The 14,815-nt window shown below is 71.8% G+C and carries 18 protein-coding genes; 8 read left to right on the top strand and 10 right to left on the bottom strand.

All coding sequences use genetic code 11. From position 1 onward, the window contains the following. Positions 1 to 16: 16 nt before the first annotated feature. A complete protein-coding gene (locus tag I4I81_RS14875) occupies positions 17 to 1,237 on the bottom strand; it encodes a D-arabinono-1,4-lactone oxidase (RefSeq protein ID WP_218602722.1) in 1,221 nt (406 codons plus the stop codon). A gap of 41 nt (positions 1,238 to 1,278) precedes the next feature. On the opposite strand from I4I81_RS14875, the gene ybeY reads away from it, so the two are divergent. From ybeY to era, 4 genes are read left to right on the top strand one after another with little or no spacing between them, the layout of a single operon-like run. Then, entirely contained in the window at positions 1,279 to 1,815 is a 537-nt protein-coding gene (gene ybeY, locus I4I81_RS14870) for an rRNA maturation RNase YbeY (protein ID WP_218616114.1), read from the top strand. Between the two features lie 49 nt (positions 1,816 to 1,864). Then, a complete protein-coding gene (locus I4I81_RS14865) occupies positions 1,865 to 3,211 on the top strand; it encodes a hemolysin family protein (protein ID WP_218604840.1) in 1,347 nt (448 codons plus the stop codon). Then, positions 3,208 to 4,437 carry an L-2-hydroxyglutarate dehydrogenase gene (gene lhgD / locus I4I81_RS14860; protein WP_218604839.1) on the top strand — a complete coding sequence of 410 codons (1,230 nt, stop codon included), beginning with the start codon at positions 3,208 to 3,210 and terminating at the stop codon, positions 4,435 to 4,437. The genes I4I81_RS14865 and lhgD overlap by 4 nt, the downstream gene beginning before the upstream one ends. Next, positions 4,434 to 5,360, top strand: a complete 927-nt coding sequence (era, locus tag I4I81_RS14855; protein ID WP_218604838.1) for a GTPase Era — start codon at positions 4,434 to 4,436, stop codon at positions 5,358 to 5,360. The genes lhgD and era overlap by 4 nt, the downstream gene beginning before the upstream one ends. Positions 5,361 to 5,668: 308 nt before the next feature. Here era and I4I81_RS14845 read toward each other — a convergent pair whose 3' ends face one another. Then, a complete protein-coding gene (locus tag I4I81_RS14845; RefSeq protein ID WP_218604837.1) occupies positions 5,669 to 6,391 on the bottom strand; it encodes a HugZ family pyridoxamine 5'-phosphate oxidase in 723 nt (240 codons plus the stop codon). Positions 6,392 to 6,484: 93 nt separating this feature from the next. Between I4I81_RS14845 and recO the strand changes: the two genes are divergently transcribed. After that, the gene (gene recO, locus I4I81_RS14840) at positions 6,485 to 7,258 is read left to right on the top strand and encodes a DNA repair protein RecO (RefSeq protein WP_218604836.1); all 774 of its coding nucleotides are present in this window, start codon (positions 6,485 to 6,487) and stop codon (positions 7,256 to 7,258) included. 7 nt (positions 7,259 to 7,265) lie between these two features. On the opposite strand, the gene I4I81_RS14835 is transcribed toward recO, so the two are convergent. The 3 genes from I4I81_RS14835 to I4I81_RS14825 form a co-directional block, all read right to left on the bottom strand. Beyond that, the gene (locus tag I4I81_RS14835; RefSeq protein ID WP_218604835.1) at positions 7,266 to 7,901 is read right to left on the bottom strand and encodes an alpha/beta hydrolase family protein; all 636 of its coding nucleotides are present in this window, start codon (positions 7,899 to 7,901) and stop codon (positions 7,266 to 7,268) included. Between the two features lie 86 nt (positions 7,902 to 7,987). Continuing rightward, the gene (locus tag I4I81_RS14830) at positions 7,988 to 9,091 is read right to left on the bottom strand and encodes a hypothetical protein (RefSeq protein WP_218604834.1); all 1,104 of its coding nucleotides are present in this window, start codon (positions 9,089 to 9,091) and stop codon (positions 7,988 to 7,990) included. A gap of 49 nt (positions 9,092 to 9,140) precedes the next feature. Further along, a complete protein-coding gene (locus tag I4I81_RS14825; protein ID WP_218616113.1) occupies positions 9,141 to 10,181 on the bottom strand; it encodes a helix-turn-helix domain-containing protein in 1,041 nt (346 codons plus the stop codon). Positions 10,182 to 10,663: 482 nt separating this feature from the next. Here I4I81_RS14825 and I4I81_RS14820 point away from each other — a divergent pair, with 482 nt between their 5' ends. Next, positions 10,664 to 10,927 (top strand): hypothetical protein, encoded by a 264-nt coding sequence (locus tag I4I81_RS14820; protein WP_218616112.1) that lies wholly within the window; start codon positions 10,664 to 10,666, stop codon positions 10,925 to 10,927. A gap of 7 nt (positions 10,928 to 10,934) precedes the next feature. Here I4I81_RS14820 and I4I81_RS14815 read toward each other — a convergent pair whose 3' ends face one another. Beyond that, positions 10,935 to 11,477 carry a TrmH family RNA methyltransferase gene (locus I4I81_RS14815; RefSeq protein WP_218606358.1) on the bottom strand — a complete coding sequence of 181 codons (543 nt, stop codon included), beginning with the start codon at positions 11,475 to 11,477 and terminating at the stop codon, positions 10,935 to 10,937. Then, positions 11,441 to 12,058 carry a class I SAM-dependent methyltransferase gene (locus I4I81_RS14810; RefSeq protein WP_218616111.1) on the bottom strand — a complete coding sequence of 206 codons (618 nt, stop codon included), beginning with the start codon at positions 12,056 to 12,058 and terminating at the stop codon, positions 11,441 to 11,443. Before I4I81_RS14810 ends, I4I81_RS14815 begins: the two co-directional genes overlap by 37 nt. On the opposite strand from I4I81_RS14810, the gene I4I81_RS14805 reads away from it, so the two are divergent. Together I4I81_RS14805 and I4I81_RS14800 are read left to right on the top strand one after the other, a co-directional pair. Next, positions 12,047 to 12,871 carry an isoprenyl transferase gene (locus I4I81_RS14805; RefSeq protein WP_225924587.1) on the top strand — a complete coding sequence of 275 codons (825 nt, stop codon included), beginning with the start codon at positions 12,047 to 12,049 and terminating at the stop codon, positions 12,869 to 12,871. The two genes, I4I81_RS14810 and I4I81_RS14805, sit on opposite strands and share 12 nt — an antisense overlap. Further along, positions 12,868 to 13,251, top strand: a complete 384-nt coding sequence (locus I4I81_RS14800) for a hypothetical protein (RefSeq protein WP_226363944.1) — start codon at positions 12,868 to 12,870, stop codon at positions 13,249 to 13,251. The genes I4I81_RS14805 and I4I81_RS14800 overlap by 4 nt, the downstream gene beginning before the upstream one ends. Here the strand turns inward: I4I81_RS14800 and I4I81_RS14795 are convergent. From I4I81_RS14795 to I4I81_RS14785, 3 genes are all read right to left on the bottom strand, one after another. After that, the gene (locus tag I4I81_RS14795; RefSeq protein WP_218603034.1) at positions 13,248 to 13,907 is read right to left on the bottom strand and encodes a hypothetical protein; all 660 of its coding nucleotides are present in this window, start codon (positions 13,905 to 13,907) and stop codon (positions 13,248 to 13,250) included. The genes I4I81_RS14800 and I4I81_RS14795 overlap by 4 nt on opposite strands. A gap of 102 nt (positions 13,908 to 14,009) precedes the next feature. Beyond that, complete coding sequence (locus I4I81_RS14790; RefSeq protein WP_226363943.1) at positions 14,010 to 14,432, bottom strand: Fur family transcriptional regulator; 423 nt, start codon at positions 14,430 to 14,432, stop codon at positions 14,010 to 14,012. Continuing rightward, the gene (locus I4I81_RS14785; RefSeq protein ID WP_218603035.1) at positions 14,429 to 14,794 is read right to left on the bottom strand and encodes an ArsR/SmtB family transcription factor; all 366 of its coding nucleotides are present in this window, start codon (positions 14,792 to 14,794) and stop codon (positions 14,429 to 14,431) included. The genes I4I81_RS14790 and I4I81_RS14785 overlap by 4 nt, the downstream gene beginning before the upstream one ends. Positions 14,795 to 14,815: the final 21 nt, after the last annotated feature.

Genomic DNA, 14,815 nt, shown 5'->3' with positions numbered 1-14,815 from the left:
GGGCCTGCGCCTGCGGTCAGGTCAGATAGCGGTCGAGCATCGCGTTGCGGAACTTCCCCGTCGGGTCGGCCTCCCGGGCCAGCTCGACGAACGAGGGCAGGTGCTCCCACAGCTCGCGGACGCGCCCGGGCGGGGTCGTGAAGACCTTGCCCCAGTGCGGGCGGGCGTCGAACGGGTCGAGGGCCGACTCGACGGCCGCGACGGCGGGTGCGACCGCGGCGGCGTCGGGGACCCAGGTGAAGTGGATCGCCACCGAGTCGCGCCCGTACGCGGCGCTGAGCCACAGGTCGTCGGCCGCGACGCTGCGGACCTCCGAGACCAGCAGCACCGGCGCGACGACGTCGGCCACCTTCTCCACCGCCCGCAGCGACGCGGCGGCGTCGGCGCGGGGCACGAGGTACTCCGACTGCAGCTCCGCGCCGCTGCTCGGCCGGAACCCGGCGCGGAAGTGCGGCAGCCGCTCGTGCCACGGGCCGGGGCGACCGAGCTGGTCGGTGCAGTGGCCGGTGGCCTCGCCGCGGGTCATGTGCCGGGCGCCGTCGGCGGGGCGCCCGCCCATCCAGTGCTCCTCCGGCGGTCCCTGCCCGACGCGGCGCTTGAGCCACACCTGGTCGAACACCGGGCCGTCCCAGTAGGTGAAGGCGCTGACGCTGTAGGCGTCGGCCAGCAGCTCGCCGAGGTGGTCGAAGCCGTGGAACGGGACGTCGACCATCACCCACTGCGCCAGGTCGAACGCCGGCACCGTCTGCAGCGTCAGCGACGTGACGATCCCGAGTGCGCCGAGCGCCACCACCGAGGCGGGACCGTCGACGGTGCCGAGGGTGCCGTCGGCGCGGACCAGGTCGGCCGACCGGACCCGCGTGGCGAGTGCGCCGTTGCGGTCGCCGGAGCCGTGGGTGCCGGTGGCGCAGGCGCCCGCGACGGAGATGTGCGGCAGCGAGCCGAGGTTGGGCAGCGCGCGCCCGGCCGCGTGCAACCGCCGCGTCAGCTCCGCGAACGGCATGCCGGCCGGGACGGTGACGAGGTCGCCGTCGATGTCCGTCGCATCCGGCATCCCGGACAGGACGACCAGGTCGCCCGCGGTGTCGGCGACGGGGGAGAAGGAGTGCCCGGTGCCCAGAGCCCGCACCCGGTCCGATTCCGCGACCAGCTCCTGCAGCTCCCCGACCGACGTCGGGCGGTGCACCTCCCGGGCGGAGAAGACGACGTTGCCTGCCCAGTTCTGCGCGCGAGTCACCGGGCCGAAGCTACCCGGGGGCACCGACTACCCTGGGCCGCGTGTCCATCGAGGTCAGCAACGAGTCCGGCGTCGCGATGGACGAGTCGCTCATCGCCTCGGTGGCGCGGTTCGCCCTCGACGCCATGCGGGTCAGCCCTGCCGTGGAGCTGGCGATCACCGCGGTCTCCGAGGACGCGATGAGCGAGCTGCACGAGCGGTGGATGGAGGAGCCCGGCCCCACCGACGTCATGTCGTTCCCGATGGACGAGCTGCTCGACGAGTCCCGCCGCCCCGACGCCCCCGATCTCGGCCCCGCGCTGCTCGGCGACATCGTGCTGTGCCCGGAGTTCGCGAAGGGCAACGCGCGCAAGGCCGGCCACCAGCTCGCCGACGAGCTGCACCTGCTCACCGTGCACGGCGTGCTGCACCTGCTCGGCTACGACCACGCCGAGGCCGAGGAGGAGCGGGAGATGTTCTCGCTGCAGGCCCGGCTACTGGCCACCTGGCGCAGCTCGCGCGCCGAGGCCGCCGCCCGCGAGGCGCAGCGCCGCACCGACTCCGCCGTGCTCGGCGCCGCGGGCCTCGAGGACAGCTGACCGTGCCGCCTGTGACCGTGTCACCTGGAGCGACGTCACCTGGAGCGACGTGAACTGGAGCCTGATCCTCGCCGCGGTCGTGCTCGTCCCGCTGGCCGGCCTGTTCGCCGCCGCCGACGCCGCACTCGTCTCGGTGTCGCGGGCCCGCGTCGACTCGCTGGTGCGGATGGGCCGCCCCGGCGCCCGCGCGCTCGCGGCCGTCGTCGCCGACCGCCCGCGCCACGTCAACCTGCTCCTGCTGCTCCGGCTCGGCGCCGAGACCGCGGCCACCGTGCTGCTCACCGTCGCGCTCGTCGAGTCGACGCTGTTCGAGGAGACCGCGCCGGTCTGGCCCGCCGCGCTGCTGGCGGGCGCGATCATGCTGGTGGTGTCCTACGTGCTCGTCGGCGTCGGGCCGCGTACGCTGGGCCGTCAGCATCCCTACCGGATCGCGTTGCTGGTCGCGGCGCCGATCCGCGCGCTCGCCCGGCTCCTCGGGCCGCTCACGACCCTGCTGATCCTGGTCGGCAATGCGATCACCCCCGGCCAGGGCTTCCGGCAGGGCCCGTTCTCCTCCGAGGTGGAGCTGCGCGAGCTGGTCGACATGGCGAGCACCACCGGCGTCGTCGACGAGGACGAGCGTCAGATGATCCACTCGGTGTTCGAGCTGGGCGACACGCTGGTCCGCGAGGTCATGGTGCCGCGCCCGGACGTCGTGTGGACCGAGCACGACACCCCCGTCGAGAAGGTCGTGCGCCTCGCGCTCAAGAGCGGCTACTCGCGGGTCCCGGTGCTCGGGGAGAACATCGACGACATCGTCGGCGTCGCCTACCTCAAGGACCTCGTCGCCGCGTCGCACCGGGGGGAGACGGCGCTCTCGGCCGTCATGCGCCCGCCGGCGTTCGTGCCCGACAGCAAGCGCGTCGACGAGCTCCTCAAGGAGATGCAGGCGCAGCGCAAGCACATGGCGATCGTCGTCGACGAGTACGGCGGCACCGCGGGCGTCGTCACGATCGAGGACATCCTCGAGGAGATCGTCGGCGAGATCGCCGACGAGTACGACGCCGAGGAGGTGCCCGACGTGCAGTCCCTCGACGGCGGGCGCCTGCGGCTGGCGGCCCGGCTGCCCGTCGACGACCTCGCCGACCTGTTCCCCGGCATCGACGCCGACGACAACGACCTGACCGAGGCGGTCGAGGCCGCCGACGTCGAGACGGTCGGTGGCCTGCTGGCCCAGCGCCTGGGTCGCGTCCCGCTGCCCGGTGCCGTGGCCGAGGTCGCCGGCCTGCGGCTGCTGGCCGAGGGCGGCAAGGACGCCCGCGGACGCATCCGCATCACCACGGTGCTCGTCGAGCAGCTCGACCGGGCCGACGACGACACCACAGCCACCCCCACCAGCTTGGAGTCCATGCCATGACCACCCCCACCTTCGACGTCGTCGTGGTCGGCGGCGGGATCGTCGGCCTCGCCACCGCGCACGCCGTCGCCCGCACCGGCCGATCCGTGGCGGTCGTGGAGCGCGAGCCCCGCCTGGCGAACCACCAGACCGGCAACAACTCCAACGTCATCCACTCCGGGCTCTACTACGCCCCGGGTGGCCTCAAGGCGCGCCTGGCCGTCGCCGGCTGTGCGGAGACCGTCGCGTTCTGCCGTGAGCACGACCTGCCCCACAAGGTCTGCGGCAAGCTCGTCGTCGCGACCGAGCCCGAGGAGCTCGTCCGGATGAAGGAGCTCGTGCGCCGGGGCGCGGCCAACGGCGTCGAGGTCACCGAGCTCGACCAGGCCGGGATGAAGGAGTACGAGCCGAACGTCCGCGGGATCGCCGCGCTGCACGTGCCGTCCACCGGGATCACCGACTACCGGCTGATCGCGGAGAAGCTCGGCGAGCTCGTCGTCAAGGAGGGCGGGCAGGTCCACCTGGGCCGCCCCGTCACCCAGATCGTGCGCCGCGGCGCCGACGTCGTGGTGCGCACCAGCCACGGCGACCTGCTGGGCACCCAGGTCGTCGTCTGCGGCGGTCTGCGCTGCGACGAGCTGGCCATCGCCTCCGGCGCCGACCCCGGCATCCGCATCATCCCGTTCCGCGGCGAGTACTCCGGGTTCTCCGACCGCGCCGCCGCCCTGGTCAAGGGACTGATCTACCCGGTGCCGGACCCGGCGTTCCCGTTCCTGGGGGTGCACGCGACGCGCGGCATCGACGGCCACGTGCACGCCGGCCCGAACGCCGTCCTGGCGCTGGCCCGCGAGGGCTACTCCTGGGGCACGATCAAGCCCAAGGAGTTCCTCTCGACGATCGCGTACCCCGGCATGCTGCGGATCGCGCGGACGCACTGGAAGTACGGCTTCGGCGAGATGCACCGGTCGCTGTCGAAGAAGGCGATGGTCAAGCAGATCCAGCGGATGCTGCCCGACGTGCAGGCCTCCGACCTCTCGCCCGCGGGCGCCGGGGTGCGGGCGCAGGCGGTGAAGCGTGACGGCACGCTCGTCGACGACTTCCTGTTCGTCGACCAGGGCAGCGGGGCCGGGTCGGTCCTGCACGTGCTCAACGCACCGTCGCCCGCCGCCACCGCGGCGCTGCCGATCGGCCGCGAGATCCTGGAGCGCCTCACCGGCGAGCGCATCGCCCCGCTGAACGCTTCGTGACCGGGTTCGCGTCGGTCCCGGACGGCTACCGCTCCGGGTTCGCGTGCTTCGTCGGACGCCCGAACGCGGGCAAGTCGACGCTGACGAACGCGCTGATCGGGCAGAAGATCGCGATCACGTCGAGCCGCCCGCAGACCACGCGGCACGCGATCCGGGGCATCCTGCACCGCCCCGACGCGCAGCTGATCGTCATCGACACCCCCGGCCTGCACAAGCCGCGCACGCTGCTGGGCAGCCGGCTCAACGACGTCGTGCGGGAGACGTGGGCGGAGGTCGACGTCGTCGGGTTCTGCGTGCCGGCCGACGTGCCGGTGGGGCGCGGTGACGAGTTCATCGTCAACGAGCTGCGCGGCGTCGCGCACCGCACCCCGGTGATCGGGGTGGTCACGAAGACCGACCTCGCCGAGCCCGAGCAGGTCATGGCCCGGCTCTCCGAGCTGTCGAAGCTCATGGACTTCGCCGAGATCGTGCCGTGCTCCGCCGTCGACGGCTACCAGACCTCGCTGGTCGCCGACCTGCTGGTCAAGCGGCTGCCCGAGGGCATGCCGCTCTACCCCGACGGCGACCTCACCGACGAGCCCGAGGAGATCCTCGTCGCGGAGCTGATCCGCGAGGCGTCGCTGGAGGGCGTGCGCGACGAGCTGCCGCACTCCATCGCCGTCGTCATCGAGGAGATGGCGCCGCGCGACCGCCACCCCAAGGCCGAGCCGATGCTCAACATCACGGCCAACATCTACGTGGAGCGGTCGAGCCAGAAGGGCATCGTCATCGGCAAGGGCGGCGACCGGCTGCGCCAGGTCGGCACCGACTCGCGGCGCCAGATCGAGGCGCTGCTGGGCACGAAGGTGTTCCTCGACCTGCACGTGAAGATCGCGAAGGACTGGCAGCGCGACCCGCGGCAGCTGCGCAAGCTGGGGTTCTAGGTCCTTGACCTGAACCGCGGTGCAGGGTGCGGGCTCGGGCCACGGGATTCCACGACTTCGAGATCGAGTACCTGCGCACCCAGCACCTCGGCCGACTCGCCACCGCGAAACCCGACGGGACGCTGCAGAACAGCCCGTCGGGTTCACCTACAACGCCGAGCGCGTGCGCTGCCTGGAGGTCCGAGGCCGGGGGGAGGCGGTGCGGGACCTGATCCGGCTGCACCCGAGGAGGGTCATCAGCTTCGGGATCGACCAGCCGACGTGGAGCCGCACTCCCTGCGGCAGCACGCCAGGGACGTGGGCTGAGGTCAGGCCGTCGTCGCCCGCGCCGCCCGCACCATCTCGACCATCGCCGCCCGGACCTCGTCGGGGGTGTCGACGCGGCGCGGGAACGCCAGGCGCAGCGGGGCGCCGTCGGCGAGCACGGTGAAGCCGTAGCGGTCGCAGCCGGTCATCTGCGCGTCCGCCGTGTCGGGGCGGCCGCCGTCGACGCGGCAGAACGTGACGAGTGCGTCGGCGTGGTCGTCGTTCATGTGCTCGACGATCCGGGCCACGTGGGGGACGAGCGGGTCGGGCTCGGCGGCCGTGTAGTCCTCCGCGCGCACCCAGCTCATGTGGGCGAACCCGCCGACGAACCGGACCGCCGTGATCTCCATCCGGTAGATCCGGAAGCCGTGGTCGGTGGACAGGACGGCCCCGCCGTGGACGGCCCGGTAGGCCTCCAACGCCGCCGCGCGCTCGTCCTCGGGCGGCTGGGCGACGTGCCCGATCAGCGTGACGCGGGACAGGGCGAGCGGGTCGCCCGGGTCCTCCTGGGCCACCAGGAGGGACGCGCGGGGGTCGGAGGTCAGGTTGCCGGTGTGCTCGGCGAGGTCGCTGAGCAGCAGCAGCGGGCGCCCGGCCGCGTCGACCGCGTGGCTCACGACGGACCCGAACGGGAACCCGCCCCGCCCGATCGTCGACAGCGCGCCGGTGTGGACCCCTGCGGCCAGGGTGCGGCCGAGCTCGGCGTCGGTCGGTTCGGTCTGCACAGGAGCCAGCCTCCGGAGATGAGTGGGGGTGAGGCGACCCTCACGCGGGCGATCGACTCTGTCAAGGGACCGGCTCCACCGTAGGCTGGGCGGGTGAGCCTGTACCGCGACACCGGTGTGGTGCTGCGTGTGCAGAAGCTCGGCGAGGCCGACCGGATCGTCACCCTGCTCACCCGCCGCCACGGCAAGATCCGCGCGGTCGCGAAGGGGGTGCGTCGCACGACGTCGCGCTGGGGGGCGCGGCTGGAGCCGTTCAACCACGTCGACGTGCAGTGCTGGACCGGGTCCAACCCCAACAAGCCGGGCCTCGACATCGTCACCCAGGCCCAGACCGTCGACGCGTTCGGTGGCGGCATCGTCGCCGACTACTCCCGGTACACCGCGGGCTGCGCGATCCTGGAGACCGCCGACCGGCTCGTCGCCGAGGAGGGGGAGCCGTCGATCCGGGTGTACCTGCTGGTGGTGGGCGCGATCCGGGCGTTGTCGGCCCGCGAGCGCGACCTGTCCCTGGTGCTCGACGCGTTCTTCCTCCGCGCCATGACGCACGCCGGCTGGGCCCCCGCGATCACCGAGTGCGCCCGCTGCGCCGAACCCGGCCCGCACGCCGCGTTCAACATCGCCGCGGGTGGGGCGGTGTGCCCGCGCTGCCGCCCGCCCGGCTCGGTGCAGCCCTCCCCGGAGACCTACCGCCTGCTCGACGCCCTGCTGCACGGAGACTGGGACACCGCCGACGCCGCGACCGGCGTCACCCGCCGCGACACGAGCGGCCTCGTCGCCGCCCACCTGCAGTGGCACCTGGAGCGCCAGCTCCGTTCCCTGCCGTTCGTGGAGCGGCGGGCGGCGACGGCGCCGCCGGTCACCGGGTGATCGGGCGTCATCGACCCCGTTCGAGCCACCCCAGCACCGTGCGATGGACCTCGGCGATCTCCCCGGGCAGGTCGCGGTAGTCGTGCTGCACCGGCAGGACGACGAGCTCGGTGTCCGGACTGACGCACTCGTCGGCGAGGCGGCGAACCGGGTCCACACCGATCAGCTCGTCCCGCTCGCCTGCCACGAACAGCACCCGCTGCTCCAGGTGTCCGAGCGCGGCGGGCAGGTCGTAGCGAAGTGCGTCCTCGACGGCGCTGTAGGGCACCACGATCTCCCGGCCGCGGCGATGGAAGCGGTGCTCGCCGTCGCGGCGCCAGGTGTCGCGCTCGGGATCGTGATCGTCGGGCCAGATGAAGCACCGGGTGGGCATGAGTGCGACGACGTCGGTCACCCGCGGATCGGCCGCTGCGGTGAGCAGGGCCAGCAGACCGCCGTAGCAGTGGCCGATCAGGATGGTCCGGGCGGCCGCGTAGCGGTCGAGAAGGGAGCTCAGGTCGGCCAGCTGCGTGGTCGGACAGGCTTCGGCGGGCGCCGCCGGCCCACGGGGGTCGAAGGTGACCGCGTTGATCTCGACCTGCTGCAGCGCACCGGCCAGCGCGTCGATCGCGGCGTCGTCCTGCCCGTCGAGGAACCCGGGCACGACGACAGCGACGGCGTTGCTGGTCGTGGCGGTCCGGACGGTGACGGACAGCTGGTGGGTCGCGGTCAGCGAGCCGACCTCCTCGGTCAGGCGGTGAGGCCGGCGAGGGTACCGCTGAGGCCGAGCTGGCGTGCGGCCGCCTCGAAGTCGTCGACGGGTGTGAGCGCCGCGAGCGTCTCCTCCCACACGAGGAGGTCGGCGCGCCAGCTCCGGACGTACTGCGTGCAGGCGCGTGGGGTGATCGTCCGTGCCCGGCTCCGTGCGACCCGAAGAGACCGGACGGCCTGCTGGGCATCCCACCCCGGCATGCGACTCAACCGCTGCTCGGCCGCCGTGATGAACTCGCGCCGGGCGGTCAGGAACTGTGCCCAGTACGCCTCGTCCAGCGGGGGCCGTTGACCCGGGGGCCCGTGCAGCGCCGACATCAGCCCCTCGGCGATGATCTCGCCGAACTCCTCGGCACTGGCGCGGGCGCCGTCCTCGAACGGGTCGTAGTCGATCTGGGACGCACCATCGAGCCGACCGACCCGACCGTCGGCGACGGCGTCGTAGAGGAACAGCCAGTCCTCGTTGTAGACGTTCGGGAAGAACCCGAATCGTTGCGTCACGTCGACCACCAACGCTGCGGCCCCGACGAACACGTCCTGGGGTCGCCCGGAGAGCCGGTTGGCGTGGCACACGACGGAGTTGTCGGGGTAGTCCCGCACGCAGAGGCCTATGGCGGCGGACGGCCCGAGGCGTCGGGCGGCGTCCCTGACCAGACCGGCATCGAGAGCCACGATGTCGTCGTCGACCAGGAACACGGTGTCCCAGCCGACCATGCGGGCGATCAGGAGCGCCAGGTTGCGCTTGGTGCTCAGGGAGCCGTGTCGCCAGTCGCGCGCGTCGGCGGCTGGGGAGGCGGAGGCGGGGAGGAGCGGATGGGAAAGATCGTCGGGGACGGTCAGGTGCTCCCAACGCAGTTCCGGCCAAGTGTCCGCCGCGAGCGTCCTGAACTCGCCGGGATCGGCCCGTCCCGGGCTGAACATGGTCAGAAGCACACAGCCCAGCTCGGTGGCGAGCTGGGCTGCGGGGCGGAGGTGCTCGGTAGTCCGTCCGGCCGCCACGATGATCGCGTCGACCTGGCGAGCGGGTCCCAGATCGAAGTTGCGGAGCAGTTCGTCGTGGGACTCGCGGTGGACGGCTGGCACGGCGCATGACCCTAGGGCAACGTTGCCTGATGGCCGTTCGAGGGCTCAATCATGCAGTCGGGAGAGCTGAATGGGGCCGGACCCAGAAACCGGCCAGGACGTTGCGCGAGTCGCGAAGGTCGGGGGTGCCTACGGCGCCGCCGGTCACACGCACGCGGACGAGGACGCCGAACGAGTCCAGGCCGTCGTACTCCGCGCGCAGCGCGTTGGCGTTGCCGTCCCGCAGATCCTTCGCCGTGAGACTCCGTACAGCTCCGTACACACCGCGGGTGAATACCCCGCTGCAGACCGTCAACGTGCGCGAGCTGTGGTGGGGGTTCGCCACCCGGGCGATGAGGCCGACGTCCTGGACCACGCGATCGTTCTCGATCACCGGCTCGAACCGTTCGATTCCGCCGGCGGTTCTTAACTCGAAGATCTCACCGTCGAGGTGGTCCGCATGGACCTGCCGCACCGGTAGCGTCTTGTCGGGGATGAGCCGGCCCGCACCCTGCACCTGGGCGATGTTGCCGAGCACCACGGTATGCGCGGTGATGTCCTCCGCGCTGAATCCGTTGCCCAGCACGAAGCGGACGTCGTTGTCGGGGTTGAGCCGCCGGATGTGCCCCCACAGCTCGAGCAGCGAGTCGAGGTCGGCGGCGTTGCGGAGGTGGATGTAGTTGGGGTCGTCCGGCGTGGAGTACCGGCCGGCGTCGTCCTTGTCGAGGCGGCCGCAGAAGATCCGGATGGACTCGCCGACGGGGAACTTCCAGAAGGGTGTGGGGGCGGTGACGGTGGCGACGGCGGGGGCATCGCTCCGCAGGCCGGTCAGCTCGGCGTTCAGTTCGTCGAAGCTCTTTCGCTCGGCGGGGGTGAGGTAGTCCAGGTCGACGCGGGGGGGAGCTTCGGGGAGGAGCCAGCGTCGAGAGGCGAAGAAGATCGCGTAGTCGCGGAGCCGCGCCGTGGGTGGCGGGGTCCCGTTCTCGTAGGCCGAGATGCTGGGTCCGGTCACGCCGAGCGCCTTGGCCACCCGCGACTGGTTGACCGGCTGATCGGGCCAGTGGCGCAGTCGCAGCGCGCGAAGCCTCTCGCTGAGCGGGGTCGTGGCCATCGCTTCCGGACCTCCGCTCGCCTCGCCTCGAACCGACCGGTCGATCGTGTTCGGCGTAGGTCAGTTCAGTTGCACCTGAGTTCGGCTGACTTCAGCGCGGTCAGCTTGCCTGAATGCCTGTCTTTACCATAGCGGCTGCTGTCCTGTTCACGGGCCACCTTGGAGCATCAGGTGATTTCAGCTGAACCACTTAAGGGCCGTCGTAGCTGCACTCTGAGCGCCTCACCGGCCGCCGCTAGGAACCGTCAGGTTCTGGCTCCGAACTGATCCGCAGGAGTTCAGAACTGCGACCTGCAATTTCACGCGTTGACCAGGCGAGGCGCCGAGCCCGACCCTTGATCGTGACGTGATCGGGTGCGGCGGTCGAGCAGAGGTGGCTCATGATCTGGATCAACGAGGTCCTCGCAGGTGACGAGCGGGCTGTTGCCGCTCAACAGTTCGAGCCACGGGATTCGCCGGGTGTTCTGGTGATCATGGGTCTGATGATCATCGTGTTCCTGCTCGTCGGAGCACTGACCAGGAACACCAGCGACCTCGCCGAGGTGGCGAGCACCGCCATCGGCGGAATCTTCCGCAACCTCGCGACGATGCTCGTGGCGGTGGTCGTGTTGATCCTGCTGGTCGTGGCGGTCGCCAACGGTGCCGCCGACCCCGGGATCTCGACGGTGGCTCCGGGGGAGCAGGCGGATGCTCCGGCCGCCGATCCCGGTGGACCGGCGGACGGGGATGGCGTCGCCGTCGGATGAGGGCCGGTCAGTGGGCGGGGTCCTCGGCCCCCGCCCACTCCTGCCGCCGCACCTCGTACGTGGCGATGCTGACCGCGGACGCCACGTTGAACGACCCGACCTTGCCCAGCTGCGGGATGTAGCCCAGTGCGTCGCAGGCGGCGATCATCTCGCTGGACATCCCGCGCGCCTCGTTGCCGACGGCCACGCACACGTCGCGGCACAGGTCGAGCTCGTGCAGCGGCTTCGCGGTGTCGGTGAGTTCCAGCCCGACGACGTGGTAGCCGTCGGCGTGCGCGGCGTCGACGGCCTCGCGGACCGTCGCGCAGCCGCGGACCTGCAGGTACCGGTCGGTGCCCATCGCGAGCTTCTGTGCCTTGGGCGTCGTGGGGTCGGCGGAGCGGCCGATCAGGTACAGGTGATCGACGCCCAGCACGGCGGCCGAGCGCACGATCGCGCCCACGTTGAACGGGCTCTCGACGTCCTGCAGCATCAGCCCGACCTGCATGGTCGCGCGGCGCCGCCACGTCCGGTTCAGCCGCTTGAGCGCGGTGCCTCCGAGCTGCTGCACGACACCTCCAAGATCCGATAGCCCTGCACCGAGATCAGCCGCTCGGTCGGCCAGCCCGAGGAGCGGAGCCAGTCGGCGAACGAGTCCGACCCCAGGTGCTTGTGCACCACCAGGTAGGCCCGCCCCTCCGGCGCCAACCGGGGCAGCCACCGCGTCATCAGCCCGTGCAGCACATCCTTGCCCGAGCGGATCGGCGGGTTCGAGTAGATCCCGGCGAACTCGATGTCGTCGGGCACCTCCTCGGGACGGCCGACGCTGACGTTGCCCAGGTCCGCGGCGTTGCGCCGCGTCAGGTCCAGCGCCCGGTCGTTGACGTCGACGGCCCACACCGGCAGCCGCCGGCGGCGGGTCGCCAGGGTCAGCGCGATCGGGCCGTAGCCGCAGCCGAGGTCGAGCAGCGGGCCGCGCCGGGGCGGCATCGGGGCGTGCTCGAGCAGGATGCGGGTGCCGCTGTCGAGGCGGGAGCCGGAGAAGACGCCGCTGTCGGTGGCCAGCGTCAGGTCGACGTCGGGCAGCACGACGCGGACGGTGTCCGGGCGGCTCGGCGTCGACGGGTCCGCCGAGAAGTAATGCTCCTGCACACCGGGGAGTATCCCCTCCGTAGGGTGCGGGTCGTGGTCTCACCCCCGCCCCCGCACCCGTCGGGCGCCCGCCCCCCGGCGATCCCGCGCGAGCTCGTGCCGCACCACGTCGCGCTCGTGATGGACGGCAACGGCCGCTGGGCCAACGCGCGCGGCCTGCCGCGGATCGAGGGGCACCGCAGGGGCGAGGCGTCCCTGATGGACGTGGCGCGCGGCTGCATCGACATCGGCGTCCGCTGGCTGTCGGCCTACGCGTTCTCCACGGAGAACTGGAAGCGCAGCCCCGACGAGGTGCGCTTCCTCATGGGCTTCAACCGCGACGTGATCCGCCGCAGGGTCGACGAGATGCACGAGATGGGCGTCCGCGTCCGCTGGGCGGGACGCCGGCCGCGGCTGTGGCGCAGCGTGATCAAGGAGCTGGAGGTCGCGGAGGAGAAGACCCGCGGCAACGACGTCCTCAACCTGACGATGTGCGTCAACTACGGCGGCCGCGCCGAGATCGCCGACGCCGTGCAGAAGATCGCCCAGCTCGTCGCCGACGGGCGGATCAAGCCCGGCAAGGTCGACGAGCGGCTGATCGCCCGCTACCTCGACGAGCCCGACATGCCCGACGTCGACCTGTTCGTCCGCAGCTCGGGGGAGCAGCGGACGTCGAACTTCCTGCTGTGGCAGTCGGCGTACGCGGAGATGGTCTTCCTCGACACCCTGTTCCCCGACTTCGACCGCCGCCACCTGTGGCAGGCCGTCGAGATCTACGCCCGGCGCGACCGCCGATTCGGCGGCGCGCTCGACACCCCGGAGAGTGCATCGTGAGTCTCGCCGTCGCGCAGAAGGCGCTGGAGAACTACCACGACGTCACCGTCGACGACGACGGCTCGCTCACCTTCGCCCACGGCGGCGTGCTCTGCGTGGTGCAGGGCATGGACCTGGAGGAGGGTCTGCCCGTCCTCAACCTGATGTGCGTGGTGGCCTGGGACCTGCCCCTGGACCAGGACATCCCCACCCGCATCGCGCTCGGTGCGGGGGAGGGCCTGTTCGGCACGCCGAAGGTGATCCGCGGCGAGCAGGGCTGGGACGTCACGCTCCGCTATGCCTTCCCCGCCTCGGGACTGGAGGAGAAGGCGATGGGCACGCTGCTGATGTTGGTGGTGGGCAGCGCGTCCACCCTGCGGGCGGAGCTGGTGGGGGCCTAGACCTCGGCGAGGTGCACGAGCGGCAGCGAGCTGAGCTGCAGCGTGCTCATGTCGCGGGCGAGGCCCAGCACCTTGTTCTGCGCCTCCTGCATGCGGCCGTCGATGTAGCCCGAGAGTGAGTAGGCGATGCGGCCGAGCAGGCGCACGGTGGTGTCGTCGACGATCGGGCGCGGCGCCGAGACGACCGCGACCCCCATCAGCGTGCCGTCGTTGGCCTGCGCGGCGCCGATCGTGAACGCCTCGCGCGGGTTGACGTGCCGCGACGCGTAGTGGTCGCGCAGCTTCTTGAGCATGGAGTGGAAGTCGGCCGCGGTGATCTCGGTGTTGGGCAGCTCCAGCTCCTTGACGTCGTCGTCGGAGAGGATGCCGATGCGACCGGAGAAGCATCGGACGTAGCCGATGAGCGCACCGGTCCACAGTGCCTCGATCAGCGCGTCGTCGGTCTGGACCTGCACCGGGCCGGCGTCGGGCCCGCCGAGCGCGGTGACGAGGTGCTCGCAGCAGCGCAGCACGTACTGCAGGTCCTCGAAGACCGACGCCAGCTGCGCGAGCTCCTCGGACTCGGGGGCGTCGAGCTTGCGGACCGCGTTCGGGGCATCCCCGTTCGTCGCCTCGTCCGCAGCGGCCTCGTCGCCGTTCGTTCCGGGCTCACTCATGGGGGACGTCTCCTTGCTCAGACCGTGCGTGACCAGACAGTGCCGGAGCCGGACGTTAACGCCGGCCACGTGATCTCGGTGACTCGGTTTGAGACGCAGGTCTCACGTCGCGGCGGAGCACTCGCGGCACAGCCCGAAGATCTCCGCGGTGTGGCTGAGCTCGGAGAATCCGTGCTGCTCGGCGATCCGCTGCGCCCAGGTCTCGACGGCGGGGCCCTCGATCTCCACGGTGGCCCCGCAGCGGCGGCAGACCAGGTGGTGGTGGTGCTCCGAGGAGTCGCAGCGGCGGTAGACGGCCTCGCCCGTCCCGGTGCGCAGCACGTCGACCTCGCCGGCGTCGGCGAGCGACTGCAGCGTGCGGTACACCGTGGTCAGGCCGATGCCGTCGCCCACCCGGCGCAGTTCCTCGTGGATGTCCTGGGCGGAGCGGAAGTCGTCGAGCCGGTCGAGGAGGGCGGAGACGGCGGCGCGCTGGCGGGTGGCGCGCAGGACGCGCGTGGCGGGAGCCTGCTGGGCCTGGTTCACCGGCCCTCCTCCGCGTGCGCGACGGCGTCGACCACGATGTGCGCGAGGTGGTCGTCGACGAGGGAGTAGACGACCTCGCGACCGTGCCGCTCGCCGTGCACCACGCTCGCCGACTTGAGCACCCGCAGGTGCTGGCTGATCAGCGGCTGGGTGACGCCGAGGGCGTCGACGAGGTCGTGCACGCAGCGTGGGGACTCGCGGAGCTGCAGGACGATCGCGATGCGCACGGGGGCGGCCAGCGCGCGCAGCAGGTCACCCGCGGCCTCGAGGGTGCGGGGGGTGCGCACGGGAGCGGGCGCGGCCCGCCCGGCCTCGTGCTCGGACTGCTCGGACTGCTCGGACTGCTCGGCCACGATCGACATCCGTCTTCCCCATCCTGCGGC

Origin of the sequence: Pseudonocardia abyssalis (genome assembly GCF_019263705.2) — a bacterium.
In the GTDB taxonomy this organism is placed as follows: Bacteria; Actinomycetota; Actinomycetes; order Mycobacteriales; family Pseudonocardiaceae; genus Pseudonocardia; species Pseudonocardia abyssalis.
This window is presented reverse-complemented; position numbering and strand designations above follow the sequence as displayed.

Coding starts and splice junctions, on each gene's coding strand:
- lhgD (WP_218604839.1), top strand. CDS start 3,208: ATGACCACCCCCACCTTCGACGTCGTCGTGGTCGGCGGCGGGATCGTC.
- I4I81_RS14825 (WP_218616113.1), bottom strand. CDS start 10,181: ATGGCCACGACCCCGCTCAGCGAGAGGCTTCGCGCGCTGCGACTGCGC.
- I4I81_RS14820 (WP_218616112.1), top strand. CDS start 10,664: ATGATCATCGTGTTCCTGCTCGTCGGAGCACTGACCAGGAACACCAGC.
- I4I81_RS14805 (WP_225924587.1), top strand. CDS start 12,047: ATGCTCCTGCACACCGGGGAGTATCCCCTCCGTAGGGTGCGGGTCGTG.
- I4I81_RS14795 (WP_218603034.1), bottom strand. CDS start 13,907: ATGAGTGAGCCCGGAACGAACGGCGACGAGGCCGCTGCGGACGAGGCG.
- I4I81_RS14785 (WP_218603035.1), bottom strand. CDS start 14,794: ATGTCGATCGTGGCCGAGCAGTCCGAGCAGTCCGAGCAGTCCGAGCAC.